This window comes from Aureispira sp. CCB-E (assembly GCF_031326345.1).
GTDB lineage: Bacteria > Bacteroidota > Bacteroidia > Chitinophagales > Saprospiraceae > Aureispira.
The window spans coordinates 2,281,007-2,299,101 of record NZ_CP133671.1 but is presented as its reverse complement, the minus strand read 5'-3'; the positions used below and the strand labels follow the sequence as shown (position 1 = coordinate 2,299,101).

The following is an 18,095-nucleotide window of genomic DNA, read 5'->3' as shown; positions in this document are numbered from 1 at the left end:
TTTAATAATTTAATTTATGAAAATTACTCAATTAGTTCCAAGGAATTAATTAGCCAACAAATATACACTAGAGATTAATAATTTTTATGCTTATGGCTATTTTTTTAAGACTTACTTTGGTCTATCTTTTAGTCTTTACTTCCCGCTTCCCTTTAGGATAACTAAAACGGTATGGATCATAATCTTAATATCCAAACTTAGCGTTAAGTTTTCTATGTATATTAAATCTAATTTTAGGCGTTCAATCATTTCTTCTACATTAGAAGCATAGCCATATTGCACTTGTCCCCAAGAGGTAATACCAGGGCGTACTTTGTGTAGTTTGTGTACTCTAGGATCTTTTTGAGCGATTTGATCAATAAAAAATTGCCGTTCTGGACGAGGCCCAACCAAGGACATATCTCCTTTGAGCACATTCCAAAATTGAGGAATTTCATCCAAACGGTATTTGCGCATGACACGTCCCCAAGGTGTACAACGATCGTCTGTATCTGAAGATAGTTGAGGACCTCCCTTTTCCGCATCCAAATACATAGAACGAAATTTGTAAATCATAAATGGTTTTCCATATCGTCCGATGCGTTCCTGTTTGTAAAAAATAGGTCCTTCGGAAGACAACCGTACCCGAATGGCGACAAAAAGATACAAAGGGCTACAAAGCAATAAGACCAAGAACGATGCAATTACATCCATTGACCGTTTGACAACACGCAACCAAAGAGGAATAAAGTGGGTTTTGATTTCTAGTAGCCCCACCCCTCGTACATTCGGCATATTTACTTTACCAAGTAGAACTTCACGCATTTGCGGTATCGCTCGTACCAGCACAGTATGACTATGCCGATCCAAAATTCCTATAATTTTTTTGAGCTTGGTATGTTCTGATTTTTCCAATGCCAAAATCACCTCTTCTACTTGATGTTTTAAAACCAGTTCATTTAAGTTATCTACATTTCCTAATTCAGGTAGTTTTTCGGCTAGAGGATGCAATAAATTTTTTTTCTTCTTTGTTAAGACATAACCAATAATGTCGTAGCCTAATCGGTGTTCTCGATTGATAATTTCGGAGTAGATGCCCTCTATTTTGGGATGCCGTCCTACTATGATTGTATTAAAAGCCACCTTTCCTGATCGAATGCGTTGGTTGGCAATACTTAGCAAAAGCATTCTTGAAAATACCGTCAAAGAGAAGTGAATGGTCAACAAACCACCAAAAGCAAGATAATATGCATGGTATCCTCCTAAATAATTTACCAAATCATCCAAAAGTATGGTAAAAAACAAAAGCAAGCCGCCCGCTAAACTGGCAAAAATTGTTCTTGCAAATTCGGTTAATCTAGACATGCGGTATACATTTCTATAACTATCAAAAATAATGTATACCATCAACCAAATCCCTGGCACAACCAACATACTATACAAGAAGTTATCATCTTGAAAAATCGAGATCGAAAATGGTCGACCTTCTATGATGATTCTTCTAAAGATTACAAAAACAAACCACGATAATGCGGCAGTTAGGTAATCACAAAAAGCATAAAATAAAACCCCTTGCGGGAGTCGCCAAGATTTCATTCCCAAATTAAGTTGTGCAGATAGTTTTTTTCGTGACAAAGGTAATAAAATTAATTGCGATTTTCGAAACAATGAGTCTCTAAGTCCTCTCTCTTCAAATATAGCGTATTATTCTACACAATTCCTAGACGCTTGCAACAAACTGAAATTCTTTTCTATTAAAAATTTGTTTCTTTATAAATCGAACCCAATGATTAGAAATTTACCTTCCTTTTACAGAAAAAACAATTAAAATTCATCTAATATTAATAATTTACTTTCTCTAATCAGTTTTCATCCAATGTTTTTCAAAAATTGACAGCAACACCATCAGCAATGAAGTATATAGGCAGTACCAATGAATATTTTGAAGTCGTAACTATTTCAAAAGAAAATTGCTATCTTTTAAAAGAAGTAGGCAACGAACGGCTTTCCCTTTTATGGTTTAATACTGATAACAATGTTTTAGTTATTGATGCCGTTCAGTATACATTCAACAAAAATCAAATTATTTGTACTACTGAATTTCATAATATCAAGCCTGTGCAAATTCAAGGCTTGCAACTCTTGCGGTTCAATCGTCCTTTCTATTGCATTAGCAATCACGATAGCGAAGTTGGTTGTAAGGGAATTCTTTACTTTGGCTCTTCAAATTTGCCCATTATTAATTTAACCAATAAAGATGCTGATATATTAGAGACTGCTTGGAAGATGTTGTGTATAGAAATGGAATCTAGAGACAATTTGCAATTAGAAATGTTGCAGATGATGCTCAAAAGAATTTTAATTCTTTGCACTAGAGTTTACAAGTCACAAGAAAATTTTGACCAACTCGAACACAACAACGATACCGTTGTACGAGCGTTTAATTTCTTGGTTGAGCAGCATTTTAGAGAAAAACATACTGTTAGTGAATATGCTAAATTACTAAACAAATCGCCCAAAACACTGGCTAACTTATTCAAAAAAATAAGCCATCGAACGCCACTAGAATTAATCAAAAACCGCCGTATGCTAGAAGCTAGACGATTGCTTAGTTACACCAATGAGCCTATTTCTGAAATTGGTTACCAGATTGGGTTTAACGATATTCAATCCTTTAGCAGGTTTTTCAAGAAGAATGAAGGCTCCTCTCCTTCCGAATTTAGAGAAATGCACCTTAGTGAAAACAAACCTAGTCTTTAATTTTTAGAAAGCAGTAGCTCGCTTAAAAGCATCTTAAATTGTCTATAATCTCTTCTCAACAATCACAAAATCGCATGCAACTAACTATTGTGATGCATGGCTTTTATTAATAAAAACAACATTAGGGATAAATTGATAAATTCTAAGGAAAACTAGCCTAACTATCCCATCTTCTTTTCCCTCATCTTTGTCTTATCAAATTAATTAACGGAAAGCAGTAGTTTTCTTGCTACTTTCTATCTCATAAAAAAATTTAAAGACAATGTCAAACTTCACAGTTCCAACAAGAGAAGATGTATCTGCTAACAATCAAGCAATTTTTGATCAACTACAAAAAAGTTTGGGTTTCGTTCCTAACTTGTATGCTTATTATGCTAAGAGCGAAACCGCACTTCCTGATTACTTAGCTTTACAAAATCGAAAATCTACTTTAAAAGCAAAAGAAAGGGAAATTATCAATTTGGTTGTTAGCCAAGTGAATGGCTGTCGTTATTGCCAGTCTGCTCATACCGTTTTAGGCAAAATGCATGGATTCTCTGAAGCTCAAATCATAGAAATTCGTGGCGGGAGTGCCAGTTTTGATGCCAAATTAGATGCTTTGGTAAAGTTTGCAAAATCTACCGTAGTCAATAGAGGCAAAGCAGATGAAAACGCAAAAAAAGCATTCTTTGAAGCAGGCTATACAGAGGCTAATTTGATTGATACCGTTATTGTTATTGGCGACAAAACCATTAGTAATTACATTCACAACTTAGCCGATTTTGCAATTGATTTCCCTCTAGCTCCAGAATTAGATTCTGTTAAAGCTTAAGGAATTAATTCATTGATTGGAGACTTGTCAGTGCTTGATTTAACAAGAAAAGGACTTTTAGCCAAGTAGTGGGGAAAAATAGCCTAACAAAGTCCATCGTTACTCCCTTATCTTTGTTGTATAAACAGTTATCCCCATTCATAAACGACCTGTTCAAAACAAAAATCATATTATCATGAAAGAAATAAAAAGTGTTCAAGATTTTAACCGCTTGATGGAACAAGACAAACCTGTTTTACTGGACTTCTATGCCGATTGGTGTGGCCCTTGTCAAGCATTATTACCAACAGTTGAAAAACTAGCCAATCAATACGATGGCAAAATAGAAGTTGCAAAGGTCAATATCGATCAACACAATGCTTTAGCGAGCAAATTAAATGTACGCAGTATTCCTGCCTTGTTCTTTATTCAAAACAAGGTAGTGAAAGAAAAACTTGTTGGGTTCCAATCAGAAGCTGCTCTACAATCAAGATTCGCAACTTATAGTAAATAGATTAAAAGTTTTTATCGACTAAATACAGCGTAAAAGGTGCTTGTAAGTCATTGCTATGACTGGGCACCTTTTTTATTTCAGCTTTTGGGTAAAACCTTAAAATTGGTCGTAAAATAGACCATACAAATGTCAACCAACTAGAAGTGTAACAATTTTATGTTGTCCACATAAATTTGGGGCTGATCGATATCCGCTGTTTTCAAGGCTCTAACAATAACAGAATATTCTGCCGCATTAGCACCATAGGCTTCTTCTGTCAAGTTAAAATAAATTTTCTTCCAAGTAGTTGTTGCATTCACTCCACCTTTGTACAATACTTCTGTGTCATTAGAACCATAATGAGCTACCAATCCTACTTGAAATGGGGTGTTGGTTTTAAAGTTCATTTCTAAATAAACAGCCGTTGCAGAAATGTTATTTAGGTTATAATAATGCGTAGATGTAGCTACCGTACAGTCCAAGTTGGCACTATCCAGCACAAGTGCTCCAGAATAATTTCCTTCAAATACTTCATCCATCTGAGTAATCATTTCTGTATTGGGGTTTCCATCCAAATCATCTGTAAAAATAGGTTGATTAGGATCTTCAAAGTCCTCAACAATAATAACATTTGCATTAGAAGGATAATACAAAGTTGGGCGGAAGGTATCAATCTTTCCTGATTCTAAATCAACCGTTGTTACATTAGGATCATAAAAAGGATATATCGCTCTCGTATTTGTAATACCATTGTCTTTAATTCCCGCAGAAATTCGAACACTATTTACCTGAAAATTATCATCCAAAATAACAGGAAATAAGGCAGGCAAGTTGTTGGTTCCTAATAATTGCCCATCAACACTAACCCAAACATCCGTAATATTAGAAGACGAAGAACCTTGTCCTAAGGATGTGTCTGCTTCAAAGAAAATATCTTCAATATAAACATAAGCAGGACGTGAGGGATTATTATCTTCAATACAGCCTCCCAAAAAGAGGGCTATCATCAATCCCAAAACTTGATAAAACTTAATCATATAGTTGTTTGTTTTTTGCAAAAATATCCTTTTACTTGGTATATGCAAAGGATAAAGCGATTTAGACGTAGTTTATAAAAGTTTAATATTCTATTTGCGTTATCATTTAGTAGCAGCGAAGCTAACTATTGATCATTACTAACAGTTATTTAATCTTATAACGTGCAAATTGGGAAACGTCTATCTTATAAGATGGGAATAATGGGGTAAAAGGTTGGGTAATTATCATTTTTTTTACAAAAAAAATATAAAAAGTCCATCTACTACCGTAGACAGACCTTGCTCTAAATTAGAGATAACATTCTATAACCAATCCGAAGTCCCTTACCAATTTTTTTGAATGGCAGACCAAAGTTGATCACTACTATTGCCAGGGTAAGCCATAAATGAATAGTTATCATTCATGCAATAACCAGGAAAATCCGATGTTTGAGGAATATCTCCATTGTTAAGACAAACAATAGGCAGTCCTCCTGACCAAGTAGGTGTTTGGGTATTCAAATCATAAGCTATAAATTGATCATAATCATCATAATAGCCTAAGTCCAAGGTAGCCCAACTAATTTTATGGTCATTGTCGTGTGCTCGATACAGCAGTCGCAAGAATTTGTCGTCGCCACAAACTGAAATGCTCGTGCTCGTCTGTGGAACAAAGTCATTTAAGGTATTGTTATTGGTTACATTGCCCACATCATAAACAGTTCCTGAGGTGTCCATTCTAACCACGGCTAAATTATACGAAGAACTACTTGGGGCGTACACTAAAAACAAATTACTTGCATTGCCCACAACAGCAGGACAAACCGTATGGTGAGAAACCACAGCAGTACCATTCTTTTTAAAACTTCCTTCATACGTCCATGAACTACCATTACATGTTGCATATTTAATAGTAGCATCGTCACTAGTACTCAAAAAGAAACAATACAACACCCCATTAAAGACCGCCAAAGAAGGACCATTATTAGAGACCATATTGCTATTAGGATTTCCATTTTTTGTCCATTGTTGAGTATCAGGATTGTAGACACACCATTTCAAATTACTATTGTCACTGTCTTTGTATACAAGATGCAACTGTCCTTCAAAATAAACCATTGCTGGATGTTTGTCTGTGGTTGGAGTCTTATCGCTTCCTGTTGTTGAAATATCCACTGGTAAGATAGAGGGATTGCTTATTATCTTCCCCGATAAAGTATCGTAGGAAGGTTGATCCCACCATAAGTTTTTATGGTCGTTGGTATTCTTATACACCATATATAAGTCCTCTCCTATGGTAGCCAAAGCAGGTGCCTTATTTGACTGAGCATTGCTTGATTTTATTTGATGATTGCCACTCCATCCTCCAGTAGGGCTTTTGGTAGGGTTTTGAATAATTTCAGAAGTAATTAAGGTGAGTTGAGGATTGCTAGGCGCATGACCATTTTCCCAAGAAGGATAACGATAATAGTCTACCTTAGGGTTGTTATTGGTTCTCATTGTAATAATTGCTCCTACGTGTGGGTAATAATAATTAGCATCATGGTCATTATTATAAGCAGGATTTGTTGCTAAAAATGTATTGGCATCGCTATAAGGAACCATTGGATAATTGTTAGCATAAGGATTGTCCGTAGTCGCTTCTTCATAGGAACTGCTCCCAACTAAGCGGCCTTGGTTCAACCCAAAAGCGCCATTTTTAAACAAAGCAAAACTATGCTCATGCCCCCAAAACCAAGTGGCAATTTTATTGTGAAAGAAAGGGGAAAAATGCTTGTATAAGTGTGGATTCGCATAACTATCGCCATATTGATCCGAATTCATATCTCCAGTACGCGAAAATAGCTGATGATGGGACAATAAAATCGTCTTACCTCGAAAGTTTTTGATTTTATCGATTGCCCATTTATAATCGTTGCTACTTTTGAGTGCTGGTGCTGGTGGTGTAAAATTAGTATCCCAAGCGCTGTGATCATTATATCCTGTATCCAATCCCAGAAATTGATACTCGTCATTATCTGTTCTCAAACAAAAATAACTCGCTGCTTGTCTAGTATTACTAATGGGAATCCCATTGTTAATGGTATCAATAAGACCATAGAATCCATGCCCAAAAGAATAATACTCGTGATTGCCAGGAATCGTAAAGACAGGCACTTGGCTCCCAATTTCTTGACGAATAACATTTAAAAAATAATTGGTGCATTCATCCTCTGTTCCTGTATAGTAAATATCTCCTAAGTGAATGATACAGTCTATTTCTTCCTTGGCAAGTAGTGCTCTTAAAAATTCATGCGCATCGGTATTACCAGTTCCCCAATCTCCAATCAATGCAACTTTGGAGTCAGATGGCAACTTCCAGTCAATCACACTATAATTAATATTTCCATTTCCTTCTTTTTCGTAATCTCGATACATCCAGTTGCCTGTTAGATAATCCCAAGACAAATAGCCTGAGTAAATCGACTGCCCCAACCACTGCCACCATTCAGCCGTACTATAAGACCAAGTATCTATACTTGTACTAAGATTAGTGGTGTTTTTAGCTTTACTAGCTTCCTTGGCAGCGTTAAAAAAGAAAGCCGAAGCATAAGCATGATGTTCGATGTTATTGGTATCAAAATTTCCATCAATAGCTTTTGGGGTGCTCCCTTCCATAGCTTGTTTTACATGCAACCAACAACCTTGCAACTCTGGTAAATTTCGAATCTCACCCAGAGATAAATTAGGGTGCTTCTCTTTTAGGGCTTTCTCTACAAAAGATTGCCAACGGGAAAGTTCTGGATTTCTAACGGTAAAAATCGGTAGGTTTTTCATTTGAGTTATTTATTCGTGTGATAAAAAATATATTATTATCCAATAGTAGTTAGCAGCGCAGCTAACTATTGATCCAAATAACTCTTATTTTTTGTATATAAAACGGACAGATTTGGTTCAAAAACGGACATTGAGGATATTTTGTGAATGCTTCTTTCTTAAAAACATCCAAAACGGACGTTTTTCCTCTAAAACGGACAAATAAAGTAACATCAATCCCCAATATTTTATACCATCTTATTAACTACTAGTAGTTAGCTATGCTGCTACTTCGTGGTCGTTGATTACCCTTTTTTCTTAGTTCGTTTTCGTTTTAGAATCCTCATCTCAACAAAGTCGCCTCGTATGTTGTAGGTATATTCTCTAATTGTATTGCGATTGCGAGAATATTTGTATTGGTATTTATGAATCATGCCTTTGTAGGATTCTACCGCATCCGTTCGCTTCCGAACATATACCCCTGCCGTTCCTTTTTCTAGCACATCATCTTTATAAAAACAGACTTCCAATAAATCGCTGTGTTTATTGTATTTAAAAATACAATAAGTCGCATTGCTTTGCTCATAAGCATAAGGTTCTTTTACCCATTGCAATGGATTGCCTTCTTTATCATAAAACTTGAAAAACTTTTTCAAAAAAATAACCTGCTGGTGGACTCCTCGATGATCTTCCGTTCGGGCACCATCTAAACCAAATCGCTCTGATTTTAACAAATAATAATTCTTATACTCCGAAACGATTTTATGGGTTCCTAAAGAATCAGCGATAGGTTTTCCTTTTTCGTCTACATAAAGCTCTATATGCACTAAAGTATCTCCCTTGCTGAATTCTGTTTTTTTCCATTCTTGTGCTGTGCTCTCCAATGCGGTGTGCATTATTAAAAAAAAGAAAGTCAGGAAATAAATGGTTTGCTTCATTATTTTATTCCTTGTGTGATAATCTATTAATATAGTAGTTAGCTACGCTGCTAACTATTGTTAATAGGCGGTATTCCGAAAAAAACGCATGCAAATCTTAGGACTTACATGCGTTTGTATTTTTAGTAGAGGGCGTTTTGCTTTTTAATTAGAACTTCAGTTCTAAGCCAACCATACCGTTAAATCCTAATTGTCGATACAAGTACCAGCGTTGATTTTGATTGTGTATAATATTATTTAAATCTGCAAAAAGCGCAAAATTAGGAGAAACTTGATAACGAATGTTAAAACTAAAATCGTACAAGCCTTGTAGTACTTTTACAGTATTGGTCTCATCCAAATAAGGTACTCCTGCATTTACAAACAACTCCGCTTTGAGTGACAAGTAGTTACTATCTCTACGTCCACCCTTTTTCGGCTTTGATTTTTTTCCATTAAAATACATATTATAAGTAATAAAGAAATTACTCTCGAATGTAGGCAAATGAAATGCTTTTTCGTAATTTTTTGTATTATAAATATTATAACCTATTGTTCCTCCAACAACCAAATCTTTTAATAGTCTGAAATCCAGTGTTCCTCTCACAAAGACGATTCCTGTGGTATCGTATACTGGTCGGAATCTAGAAAACTGAGCCAAGCTATCAGAAGTATCGTTCAAGAAATAAGGCAAGTTTTGAGTAATCGCATAACCTGCTTTAACATCGTAACCTATCTTTTTGATAGAACCTTTTAAACCACCAAACAATTCCAAATAATTGGTGTGATGCAATTCTGGATTGGAAACCAAAAATCGATTGTAGTAAGTCAAAGAACGGAAGCTGTTTTGGCGTACTTGTCCGACTGCGCCTGCGTAAGGAATAAAAGCACCTCCTGCAATAGAATAAGACAATTCAACATCTGGATGAATAAAGAAATTACCTTCATTAACACCTAAATTCACCCCTAAACGAGCTTTGAAGTCTCCAGCATTAACGGTAAAGGTTGGATGAAAATAAAATAAGAAAATACTTTTTGTGGCTGTTGTTGTTGTGCTGTCAATTGTAATAGGAACATCATCAAAGGACAAATAATTGAGACCGACATTCAAACGCAAAGGATGCCTATTCTTACTTTTTCCAAACCACTTCTCTATCATTATATTAGGAGTCAAACTAAACTCGCTAGAACCAAAAGCATCGCTATAGCTATAAAAATCAATATCTCCACGATAATTGAAATTTGCCTTATTAATTGTGCTATTAAATAAATTAATATTTCCTTTTACATCTACAAAACGCTGACGCATACTATCCTCACTAATCGTAATTGTCTCTATTGAATCTGTAAATCCATAAAAGCGATTGGTGTTAAAATTAAACTCAAAACGAGCTCCAACAGCTAGATTTTTTTGAGTAAAATAGGTCGCATTCGCATCAAAATGCGTCTTAGTAAAACTTTGATTGGGCAAATATCCTTGAATAACAGAATGGTGTCGAGCATTCAAGCCAAACTTCAAGTTGTTGATATCTTTATTATAATAAGATAATTCTACCAAAGGAGACAAAGGATAACCAAATCCAGCTTTTGCATAAAAACTATACACTGGTGCATCCTTAGCTTTAGGCATTGCCAAAGGGCGAATGACAGGCGCAGGATAAGCTAATGTTGACAAATGTGTCGGGACAACATAATTCAATTTTTTATTGGCATTAGTATCCAGTTTGGGCAATAAAGGAGCTGCCTCAAACTTTTTGCTTTTTGCCAATTTTGCACGAAATGGTTTCAGAAATTCTGTCTGAGTGTCATCTATAATCTGTGCTGTCCCGATTTGACAAAATGCCAACAATAAGCACCATAAAATTACTCTATTTATATTATTCATTATTCTAATTTTAAAGCTCAAAAGATTAGACTTTTATTTTTATCTATAAAGCTGTTTGGGCATATGCTGCGCATTTTCCAAAAACAACTTCACAAGCAAACGAGAAAAAGAAACTTGATGGTTATCAATTTCAATTTAATTTTCCTCAAGCATTTCCAAATCACCATTCAAATTAGATGGTTTGATTTTGCTCTTACTTTTCTCAGCATCAATTACACGTTGCAACTTACGTTTTGCTTCATTCAACAATTCTTGATCGCCATCGTAGTTATCAACGATAGATTGCAAGGTTGCCTTTGCTTGAAATAGGTTGTCTTGTTCTGCATAAATATCTGCCAAAAGAATAAAGCTCTTAACCAACCAATAAGGATGTCCTGGTATCTCTTTATTATTTTTAAAACATAAATCCATTGCTTTATCCAAATCGCGTTTTTTGTAGGTAATATAAGCTCTCCAGTAACGCGCTTCTGCCGAGTGCACATCGTCTCCTGACAATTGTATATTCTTGCTAAAAGCCGCCAGTGCTTGATCGTAATCCTTCTGTGCAAGATACGCCTTTCCAATAAAGTAATACGCTTCGGCATGATCTTGTGTCGTCGCACGAGAATTCTTTATTAAACGCTCTGCAATCAAAGGCAAATTTTGAAAATCTGAAGCATAAAAAGCACTACGCATCCCAAACTGTTGTGCCTCGAAAAGCAATTCTTCTGTTGTTGCTGTTTGTTCCAAACGCCCATAGTATTTCTGAGCTTCACGGAAATTTTGTGTGCTGTAATAAGCAATATTTGCTGCTCGATGGTTGGCAGTTTCTGCAAAAATTGAGCTTCCTTGATCCGAAATATAAGCATAATCTTGAATCGCTTCGTTGTAGCGTTTCAAATCAAATAAAGCTTCTCCCCTATTAAAATGTGCTTGGATACTATTCAATCCATTTGGAAAGCGATCTAAATAACTAGTGTAACTAGCTACAGCTCCTTCCCAATCCGCATTGTTAAATTTAATTTGTGCCGCAATAAACATTAAAGAATCTCGCTCAAACTCTCCTACATTGTACCCTTGAACCGTATTCACAAAATTAAAGTACCCATCTGGATTGCCATCCTCTATATAAATTTCTTTGATCGCCGCCAAGGCATCCTTAGCTTCCTCACTTTGCGGATCTGTTCTAAAGACTCCTTTGTAATAATTCAAAGCCTCTTCATTTCGTCCTACAGAATAAGCAATTAAACCTAGTTTTAACAGAGCTTTGTTTTTCATATCACTATTAGGATAATCTTGCAACAACTGCTCGTAAGCTGCAATTGCCAAATCCTTGCGGTTCATATTAAATAAGGTATTCCCTTTGTCATAGTAAGCATCATCTGCATAACGAGAGCTAGGGTAATCACGGATAATTTTATCCAACAAAGCCAACTGGCTAGTCGTATTGTTTTCTAGATTATGAATCAAACTTAACTGATACATTGCATAATCTTTATTGGGGTAATTGTTTCGGATGATGGTATTGTAATGCCCTTGAGCTCCTGAATAGTTTCTCAAGTACAACAAACAATCACCAGCACGCAATAAGGCGTCTGGATAAACAAAGTTAGTGACATACTTATCATTATAACTTCTTAACTTTTTCTCGATCACATTCACCGAATTATTAAAATACTTAGAAGCATTGGCATAATCATCTTTCTTGATATAAGCATAGCCCATTCCATAATAAGCAACTCCTAAAGATGAATTATCGGGCAACCGTTTTAAGGTTTTTTCTATCAACAAAAACTTACCATACTCATCAATACTAGCATCAAATTTTTCCTGTTTGAAAAACGCTTCTGCTTTCCAAAAATAAGCCAGTGCCTTAGTTTCCATATTGATTCCTTGAGCCAAGGATTCATCAAACAATTTGATAGCTTGATTATACTTTCCATCATTGTACAACTGTACTCCTCGAAAGTAAGCCACTTTCTGATGTGTTTCTTTGATTTTGGCCGTTTTCTTGTTTTTGTCCATTTTGCGCAACGTCTCTAGAGCTTTGTCATAATCTCTAGTATTCAAAAACACTTCTGCCATTAAGTTTTGTGCTTCATTGCCATAATCCGACGCAATAGGAATGTCTTGCAATGCAGATATAGCTTCACTATCGAATCCTAGTTCATACGATAGTTTGGCATAATTAATCAAAGCATCTTCCTGCAAAGCAGGATTAAAGTTCATCTTACTAGCTTTTTGAAATGCTTGGCGAGCAGCAGATTTATCATTGGTTTTTAATAAGCAATCTGCCATATTGTACAACGCATTTTGTCCCAAAGGATTTTTTTCGCTGTTCAACTGTTCAAAGTTCTTAATCGCCTCCTTATACTTTCCTGTTTTGTATTGCGTATATCCCAATTGATACAAGGCTTCCTTAGTTACTTTAGGTGTTTTTTCTACGTATTGCTCCAATAGAGGCAAAGCTTTTCGATACTGCCCAAGTTCAAAATACGATTGACCAACCAATTGAGCAACTTGTTCCCGTTCCCGAAGCTCTTTTTTATTGACCAAAGGCTTTCCAAACTTGATAACTTCTTTATACTCCTTTTTGGCAAAATATATTTGAATGATATAAGAAGGAACAATATTCTCATAACGGCTCGATTGGTTGGCTCGATTAAACGCTTCCAAAGCTTTATCATAATCCTTGTCAAAGAATTCAGTGATACCGTAATAATAATTAGAAGGATAATAATATTGTGTCTTTGCTTCTTTGATTTGTGTAAACAAAGCATTTGCCTTATCAAATTTTTTCTTTACAAAATAAGCATACCCTAATTTGAATTTTTTTTCAATGATTTCTTCATTGGTCAATTCGAGTGAAGAAACCTCACTTAGGTATTTAATAGCCATATTATAATCTCTTTGATCATAATAATAATTCCCCAAAGCCAAACGTGCTCTAGTCGCTACAGCACTAGGCTCATTTTTTTCCATAAAATACAACAAGCGTTTCTCTGCATCAGGTTGACCAAGATACAAAGCAGACAAACCTGAATGCAATTCTGACTGAAGGATATACATTGGTACATCCGTGTCTTGAAAGAGCTGTTCTGCTTGAACAACTTTATCAAATTCTTCCAAAGCTTGTCCATAGAGACGTTGGTTATAAAAGTGCATCCCACGTTTATAAGTTTCCTGATAATCTCTATAAATAGCGGATTCTTGAGCAATAAGCAGATTACTTATACTCAAAAAAATAAGGGCAATAAAAGATTTTTTAATACTCATTCCAATGGATTTATTTGTTTCTTAGATTAAATGGAGTATGTAACTTCTAATAGTCGACAAAATTAGATCTTGACACAGCACAACTCAATATAATTGTTTGCTTACTAAACCTACACTTTTTTATTTTGTATCCACACAAAAGTAAGCTGATTTTTTAGTTGATAATTTTTTGCCTACCTACTGTGCTTCGTTCCCCTCTTCTTAGTTACCTACATACGCTCCAATGACTCCGTTTGGTGTTCTTCATATAGTTTTAACAGCGTAGCTTGTTAAGGTTATTGTTTATAGCAGCGTAGCTAGTATTGTGTTAAAAAACTACTGATTAATAGTCTAAAATATAATTACCAAGCTAGGCAAATATAATAATATATCATGAAGTTGGAGAACGTTCTACTGGCTTAGTATCGAAGCGCCTATCCAAAGATCTGATATTGTCATACCATCCTATCAAGATCAAGTATTGAAGAAGCAATTGTACAAAAAATTGTCAAAAAAAACTATTCTTTAAATTACTTATATAAAGCCTTCCTAAATATCAATTGCATGACAATAAAAACAAGTCAGCATAGTGAAAGTTGTTATTTTTATTGATTTTTTGTTCTGGCTACAATTTTAGGACAACAATAACGATCAAAGGATCAAGAGGTGTTCCGTTTTCAATAAGCCCTATCACTTAACACTTTAACGTAGAGCGTGAATTTTTCTTATTCATCAAATTGTTAAAGAAATATCAAAACAATTTCTAACAAAAAAATCCTACTCAAAAATATGAGTAGGATTGTATAATTTTTAATGACTGAACTCAGCAACTACTAAGCTACTTCATCTTTATCGTCGTATACCTCAAACTTAACAGAAGCAGATACTTCTTTGTGAAGTGCTACTACAGCCGTGTAAGTTCCTAGCATCTTAACTTCTTCAGGAAGCTTGATTTTTTTCTTGTCGATTTCAACTCCAAATGTATCTTTAAGAGCATTCACCAACTGAACGTTAGAAACAGAACCAAAGATTTTGCCGCTTGTACCTGCTTTGGCAGCAATTTTAAGCGTTTGGCTAGCCAATGTAGTAGCCAATTCTTTAGCCTCGTCCAAGATTTTTTGAGCTCTTTCTTCTTGTTGAAGAATCTCTTGTTTCAAGCTATTTTTGTTTGCTTTGTTAGCAACGATTGCCAATCCTTGAGGGATCAAATAATTGCGAGCATAACCAGCTTTTACAGTAACCAATGCTTTGGCCAAACCGATGTGCTCTACATCTTTTAATAATATAATTTCCATGATTTATAGTCAGATTATCAAGATTCAAAAAAGAATAAACTAGCGTTTAAGCTGTTATTTATTTCAAGTTATCTACTACATAAGGTAGTAAACTTAAGTGACGAGCACGTTTAACAGCAGTAGCCACTTTTCTTTGGTATTTCAATGAGTTACCAGTGATACGACGAGGAAGAATTTTTCCTTGCTCATTGATAAAGTTCATCAAAAAGTCAACATCTCTATAATCGATTGACTTAATTCCGTAACGACGGAAACGACAGTATTTTTTACGTTTTTGACCGATCTTAGGATTGCTCAAAAACTTGATATCTTCTCTAGTTGCCATAATTTATAGCTTTTATGATTTCCAAATCAGATTTGGAGAACTATTTTTTAATAATTTTTAAATGACTTTGCATTTGCATCATCTCAGTCTTAAAAGACAAGATTAAGCATCTACAGACGCTTTAGTATCAGCAGATTCAGCTGCTTCAACACCTTCATTTGTTTTCTCAAACTTACCAGCACGTTTGTCCACATTGTACTGTGCTCTATGCTTGTCTACTTTGATAGTCAAATAACGTAATACATTGTCATCACGACGGAAAGCCAATTCCATTTTGTCGATAATAGCTCCATTTGGTGCTTTATACTCTAACCAAAAATAAGCTCCAGAAGAACGTTTTTTGATAGGATAAGCTAATTGTAGAACACCCATTTCTTCAAGATGTATAATCTCTGCACCTTCCCCTTTTAGGAAGTCGACATACATTTGAGCTGTCTGCTTGATTTCATCACCTGACAGTGCGGGATTGATGATGAACGTTGTTTCGTATTGTCTCATTACGATTTAATAATTTATATGTATGGTTTACAATTAATAAAACTTAAATTCTTCCAAAAGTTATGCTCAAAAACTGTCACAACCTTTTAATGGATAAAACCTAAGCGGGTGCAAAAATAGAATTAAATTTTGGATATTAAAATATATACTGCTTTTATTTTCCTTTTTTATCAAAAAAAGCCACTTCTAAGCATTAGAAGTGACTTTGCAGTTATTATTTGATCTAAAATTACTTAGACTAATCTTTTTTAGCACTACGCTTGCGATCGTGTTCTTTCAAAAGAATTTTACGCATACGAATATTCAACGGAGTTACCTCTACATACTCATCTTCACCGATGTATTCCATTGCTTGCTCCAAAGAGAAAACTACTGGAGGTGGTAATTTTACTTTATCGTCTGCTCCAGAAGAACGCATATTGGTCAATTTCTTAGTTTTGGTAACATTGATAACCAAATCATTATCACGGCTATGCTCGCCAATCACTTGACCTTCATAAATATCTACTCCTGTAGGAATAAAGAATTTACCACGATCTTGCAATTTATCCATAGAATAAGGGATAGACGTACCATTTTCCATGGCAATAAATGCCCCCTTGCTACGCCCCTCAATCTCACCTTTCCAAGGCTCATACTGCAAGAAACGGTGTGTCATAACAGCTTCACCTGCTGTTCCATTCAAAATATTCGTTCTCAAACCAATGATACCACGAGAAGGAATGTTAAATTCCAAGTGCATCAAATCACCTTTAGGTTCCATAATTGTCATGTCTCCTTTTCGTTGAGAAACCAATTCAATTACTTTTCCAGAATAAGTCTCAGGCACATCAATAGATAGCAACTCTACAGGTTCGTGTTTTTTACCATCTATTTCTTTGATAATAACACGCGGCTTACCAACTTGTAGTTCGTACCCTTCACGACGCATAGTTTCTATCAATACAGACAAGTGCATCACACCACGTCCATAAACCATATAAGCATCTGGAGATTCTGTTTCTTCAATTTTCAAAGCCAAATTCTTCTCCGTTTCTTTGAACAAACGCTCTCTAATATGACGAGAAGTAACATATTTACCTTCTTTTCCAAAGAATGGAGAATCGTTGATTGTAAACAACATACTCATAGTTGGCTCGTCAATAGACATTGGCTCTAAGCCTTCTGGGTTTTCAGCATCTGCAATGGTATCTCCAATGTCAAATTGATCCATTCCAGCTACAGTACACAAATCACCACATTCAACCTGGTTGGTTTCCTTTTTGCCCAATCCATCAAAAACATACAATGTCTTAACACGTGTCTTGTCAATAGAACCATCTCTGCGAACCAAAGAAATAGGCTGATTCACCTTTAGGTGTCCACGAGTAATACGTCCCATTGCCATACGTCCAATATATTTAGAGTAGTCAATGTTCGTAATTTGCAATTGAACCGTTCCCTCTACCACTTCAGGAGCAGGAACTTCTTCCAATACAACATCCAACAAGTGCGTAACATCATCCGTAGGGTTTTTCCAATCCGGTCCCATCCAGCCCATTTTTGCTGAACCATATACCGTTTTAAACTCTAGCTGTTCCTCTGTTGCGTCCAAGTTAAACATCAACTCAAATACTTCCTCTTGCACTTCATCAGGACGGCAATTGTCTTTATCAACTTTGTTAACAACAACGATTACTGTTTTTCCCAATGCCAAAGCTTTGGATAGTACATAACGTGTTTGAGGCATTGCTCCTTCAAAAGCATCAACCAACAATAACACACCATCTGCCATGTTTAATACACGTTCTACTTCACCACCAAAATCGGCGTGACCCGGTGTATCAATGATATTGATTTTAGTACCTTTATATTGTACCGATACATTTTTGGCTAAAATCGTGATACCTCGCTCACGTTCTTGGTCATTGTTATCCAAAATTAATTCACCAGCCTCTTCATTTTCTCTAAATAATTGACATTGGTGCAAAATTTTGTCTACCAAAGTAGTTTTTCCATGGTCTACGTGCGCTATGATAGCGATATTACGCAATGGTTGATTGGCCATTTTTTATATTCATTATTCTAATTAAAAATACAGCTGTTTTCTTTAGCTGCTTAAAAGCGC

The 18,095-nt window shown here is 35.4% G+C and carries 13 protein-coding genes; 3 read left to right on the top strand and 10 right to left on the bottom strand.

Going from position 1 to position 18,095, the window contains the following annotated elements; all coding sequences use genetic code 11:
- Positions 1 to 135 precede the first annotated feature (135 nt).
- The gene (locus QP953_RS08820; RefSeq protein ID WP_309554681.1) at positions 136 to 1,575 is read right to left on the bottom strand and encodes a sugar transferase; all 1,440 of its coding nucleotides are present in this window, start codon (positions 1,573 to 1,575) and stop codon (positions 136 to 138) included.
- Positions 1,576 to 1,890: 315 nt separating this feature from the next.
- On the opposite strand from QP953_RS08820, the gene QP953_RS08815 reads away from it, so the two are divergent.
- The 3 genes from QP953_RS08815 to trxA all read left to right on the top strand — a co-directional run bounded on the left by QP953_RS08815 (position 1,891) and on the right by trxA (position 4,043).
- The gene (locus QP953_RS08815; RefSeq protein WP_309554679.1) at positions 1,891 to 2,739 is read left to right on the top strand and encodes a helix-turn-helix transcriptional regulator; all 849 of its coding nucleotides are present in this window, start codon (positions 1,891 to 1,893) and stop codon (positions 2,737 to 2,739) included.
- Positions 2,740 to 3,001: 262 nt separating this feature from the next.
- The gene (locus tag QP953_RS08810; RefSeq protein WP_052598427.1) at positions 3,002 to 3,550 is read left to right on the top strand and encodes a carboxymuconolactone decarboxylase family protein; all 549 of its coding nucleotides are present in this window, start codon (positions 3,002 to 3,004) and stop codon (positions 3,548 to 3,550) included.
- A 175-nt stretch (positions 3,551 to 3,725) separates the two neighbouring features.
- Positions 3,726 to 4,043, top strand: coding sequence for a thioredoxin (gene trxA, locus QP953_RS08805; RefSeq protein ID WP_052598426.1), 318 nt, complete (start codon positions 3,726 to 3,728; stop codon positions 4,041 to 4,043).
- A 137-nt stretch (positions 4,044 to 4,180) separates the two neighbouring features.
- Here trxA and QP953_RS08800 read toward each other — a convergent pair whose 3' ends face one another.
- The 9 genes from QP953_RS08800 to typA all read right to left on the bottom strand — a co-directional run bounded on the left by QP953_RS08800 (position 4,181) and on the right by typA (position 18,035).
- A complete protein-coding gene (locus tag QP953_RS08800) occupies positions 4,181 to 5,059 on the bottom strand; it encodes a hypothetical protein (RefSeq protein ID WP_052598425.1) in 879 nt (292 codons plus the stop codon).
- A 324-nt stretch (positions 5,060 to 5,383) separates the two neighbouring features.
- On the bottom strand, positions 5,384 to 7,855 hold the full coding sequence (locus QP953_RS08795) for a metallophosphoesterase (protein ID WP_309554678.1): 2,472 nt from the start codon (positions 7,853 to 7,855) through the stop codon (positions 5,384 to 5,386).
- Positions 7,856 to 8,139: 284 nt separating this feature from the next.
- On the bottom strand, positions 8,140 to 8,772 hold the full coding sequence (locus QP953_RS08790) for a hypothetical protein (RefSeq protein ID WP_052598423.1): 633 nt from the start codon (positions 8,770 to 8,772) through the stop codon (positions 8,140 to 8,142).
- 148 nt (positions 8,773 to 8,920) lie between these two features.
- Complete coding sequence (locus tag QP953_RS08785; RefSeq protein ID WP_309554676.1) at positions 8,921 to 10,636, bottom strand: TonB-dependent receptor; 1,716 nt, start codon at positions 10,634 to 10,636, stop codon at positions 8,921 to 8,923.
- A gap of 135 nt (positions 10,637 to 10,771) precedes the next feature.
- Complete coding sequence (locus QP953_RS08780; protein WP_052598421.1) at positions 10,772 to 13,891, bottom strand: tetratricopeptide repeat protein; 3,120 nt, start codon at positions 13,889 to 13,891, stop codon at positions 10,772 to 10,774.
- An 812-nt stretch (positions 13,892 to 14,703) separates the two neighbouring features.
- On the bottom strand, positions 14,704 to 15,165 hold the full coding sequence (rplI, locus tag QP953_RS08775) for a 50S ribosomal protein L9 (protein WP_052598420.1): 462 nt from the start codon (positions 15,163 to 15,165) through the stop codon (positions 14,704 to 14,706).
- 58 nt (positions 15,166 to 15,223) lie between these two features.
- Positions 15,224 to 15,490 carry a 30S ribosomal protein S18 gene (rpsR, locus tag QP953_RS08770; protein WP_052598419.1) on the bottom strand — a complete coding sequence of 89 codons (267 nt, stop codon included), beginning with the start codon at positions 15,488 to 15,490 and terminating at the stop codon, positions 15,224 to 15,226.
- A gap of 102 nt (positions 15,491 to 15,592) precedes the next feature.
- The gene (gene rpsF, locus QP953_RS08765; RefSeq protein ID WP_052598418.1) at positions 15,593 to 15,988 is read right to left on the bottom strand and encodes a 30S ribosomal protein S6; all 396 of its coding nucleotides are present in this window, start codon (positions 15,986 to 15,988) and stop codon (positions 15,593 to 15,595) included.
- A gap of 238 nt (positions 15,989 to 16,226) precedes the next feature.
- On the bottom strand, positions 16,227 to 18,035 hold the full coding sequence (gene typA, locus QP953_RS08760; protein ID WP_052598417.1) for a translational GTPase TypA: 1,809 nt from the start codon (positions 18,033 to 18,035) through the stop codon (positions 16,227 to 16,229).
- Between the last annotated feature and the right edge of the window lie 60 nt (positions 18,036 to 18,095).

What these genes read in the sequence shown, in the direction of transcription:
- QP953_RS08820 (WP_309554681.1), bottom strand. Translation starts at nt 1,575, where the DNA reads ATGAAATCTTGGCGACTCCCGCAAGGGGTTTTATTTTATGCTTTTTGT.
- QP953_RS08815 (WP_309554679.1), top strand. Translation starts at nt 1,891, where the DNA reads ATGAAGTATATAGGCAGTACCAATGAATATTTTGAAGTCGTAACTATT.
- QP953_RS08810 (WP_052598427.1), top strand. Translation starts at nt 3,002, where the DNA reads ATGTCAAACTTCACAGTTCCAACAAGAGAAGATGTATCTGCTAACAAT.
- trxA (WP_052598426.1), top strand. Translation starts at nt 3,726, where the DNA reads ATGAAAGAAATAAAAAGTGTTCAAGATTTTAACCGCTTGATGGAACAA.
- QP953_RS08800 (WP_052598425.1), bottom strand. Translation starts at nt 5,059, where the DNA reads ATGATTAAGTTTTATCAAGTTTTGGGATTGATGATAGCCCTCTTTTTG.
- QP953_RS08795 (WP_309554678.1), bottom strand. Translation starts at nt 7,855, where the DNA reads ATGAAAAACCTACCGATTTTTACCGTTAGAAATCCAGAACTTTCCCGT.
- QP953_RS08790 (WP_052598423.1), bottom strand. Translation starts at nt 8,772, where the DNA reads ATGAAGCAAACCATTTATTTCCTGACTTTCTTTTTTTTAATAATGCAC.
- QP953_RS08785 (WP_309554676.1), bottom strand. Translation starts at nt 10,636, where the DNA reads ATGAATAATATAAATAGAGTAATTTTATGGTGCTTATTGTTGGCATTT.
- QP953_RS08780 (WP_052598421.1), bottom strand. Translation starts at nt 13,891, where the DNA reads ATGAGTATTAAAAAATCTTTTATTGCCCTTATTTTTTTGAGTATAAGT.
- rplI (WP_052598420.1), bottom strand. Translation starts at nt 15,165, where the DNA reads ATGGAAATTATATTATTAAAAGATGTAGAGCACATCGGTTTGGCCAAA.
- rpsR (WP_052598419.1), bottom strand. Translation starts at nt 15,490, where the DNA reads ATGGCAACTAGAGAAGATATCAAGTTTTTGAGCAATCCTAAGATCGGT.
- rpsF (WP_052598418.1), bottom strand. Translation starts at nt 15,988, where the DNA reads ATGAGACAATACGAAACAACGTTCATCATCAATCCCGCACTGTCAGGT.
- typA (WP_052598417.1), bottom strand. Translation starts at nt 18,035, where the DNA reads ATGGCCAATCAACCATTGCGTAATATCGCTATCATAGCGCACGTAGAC.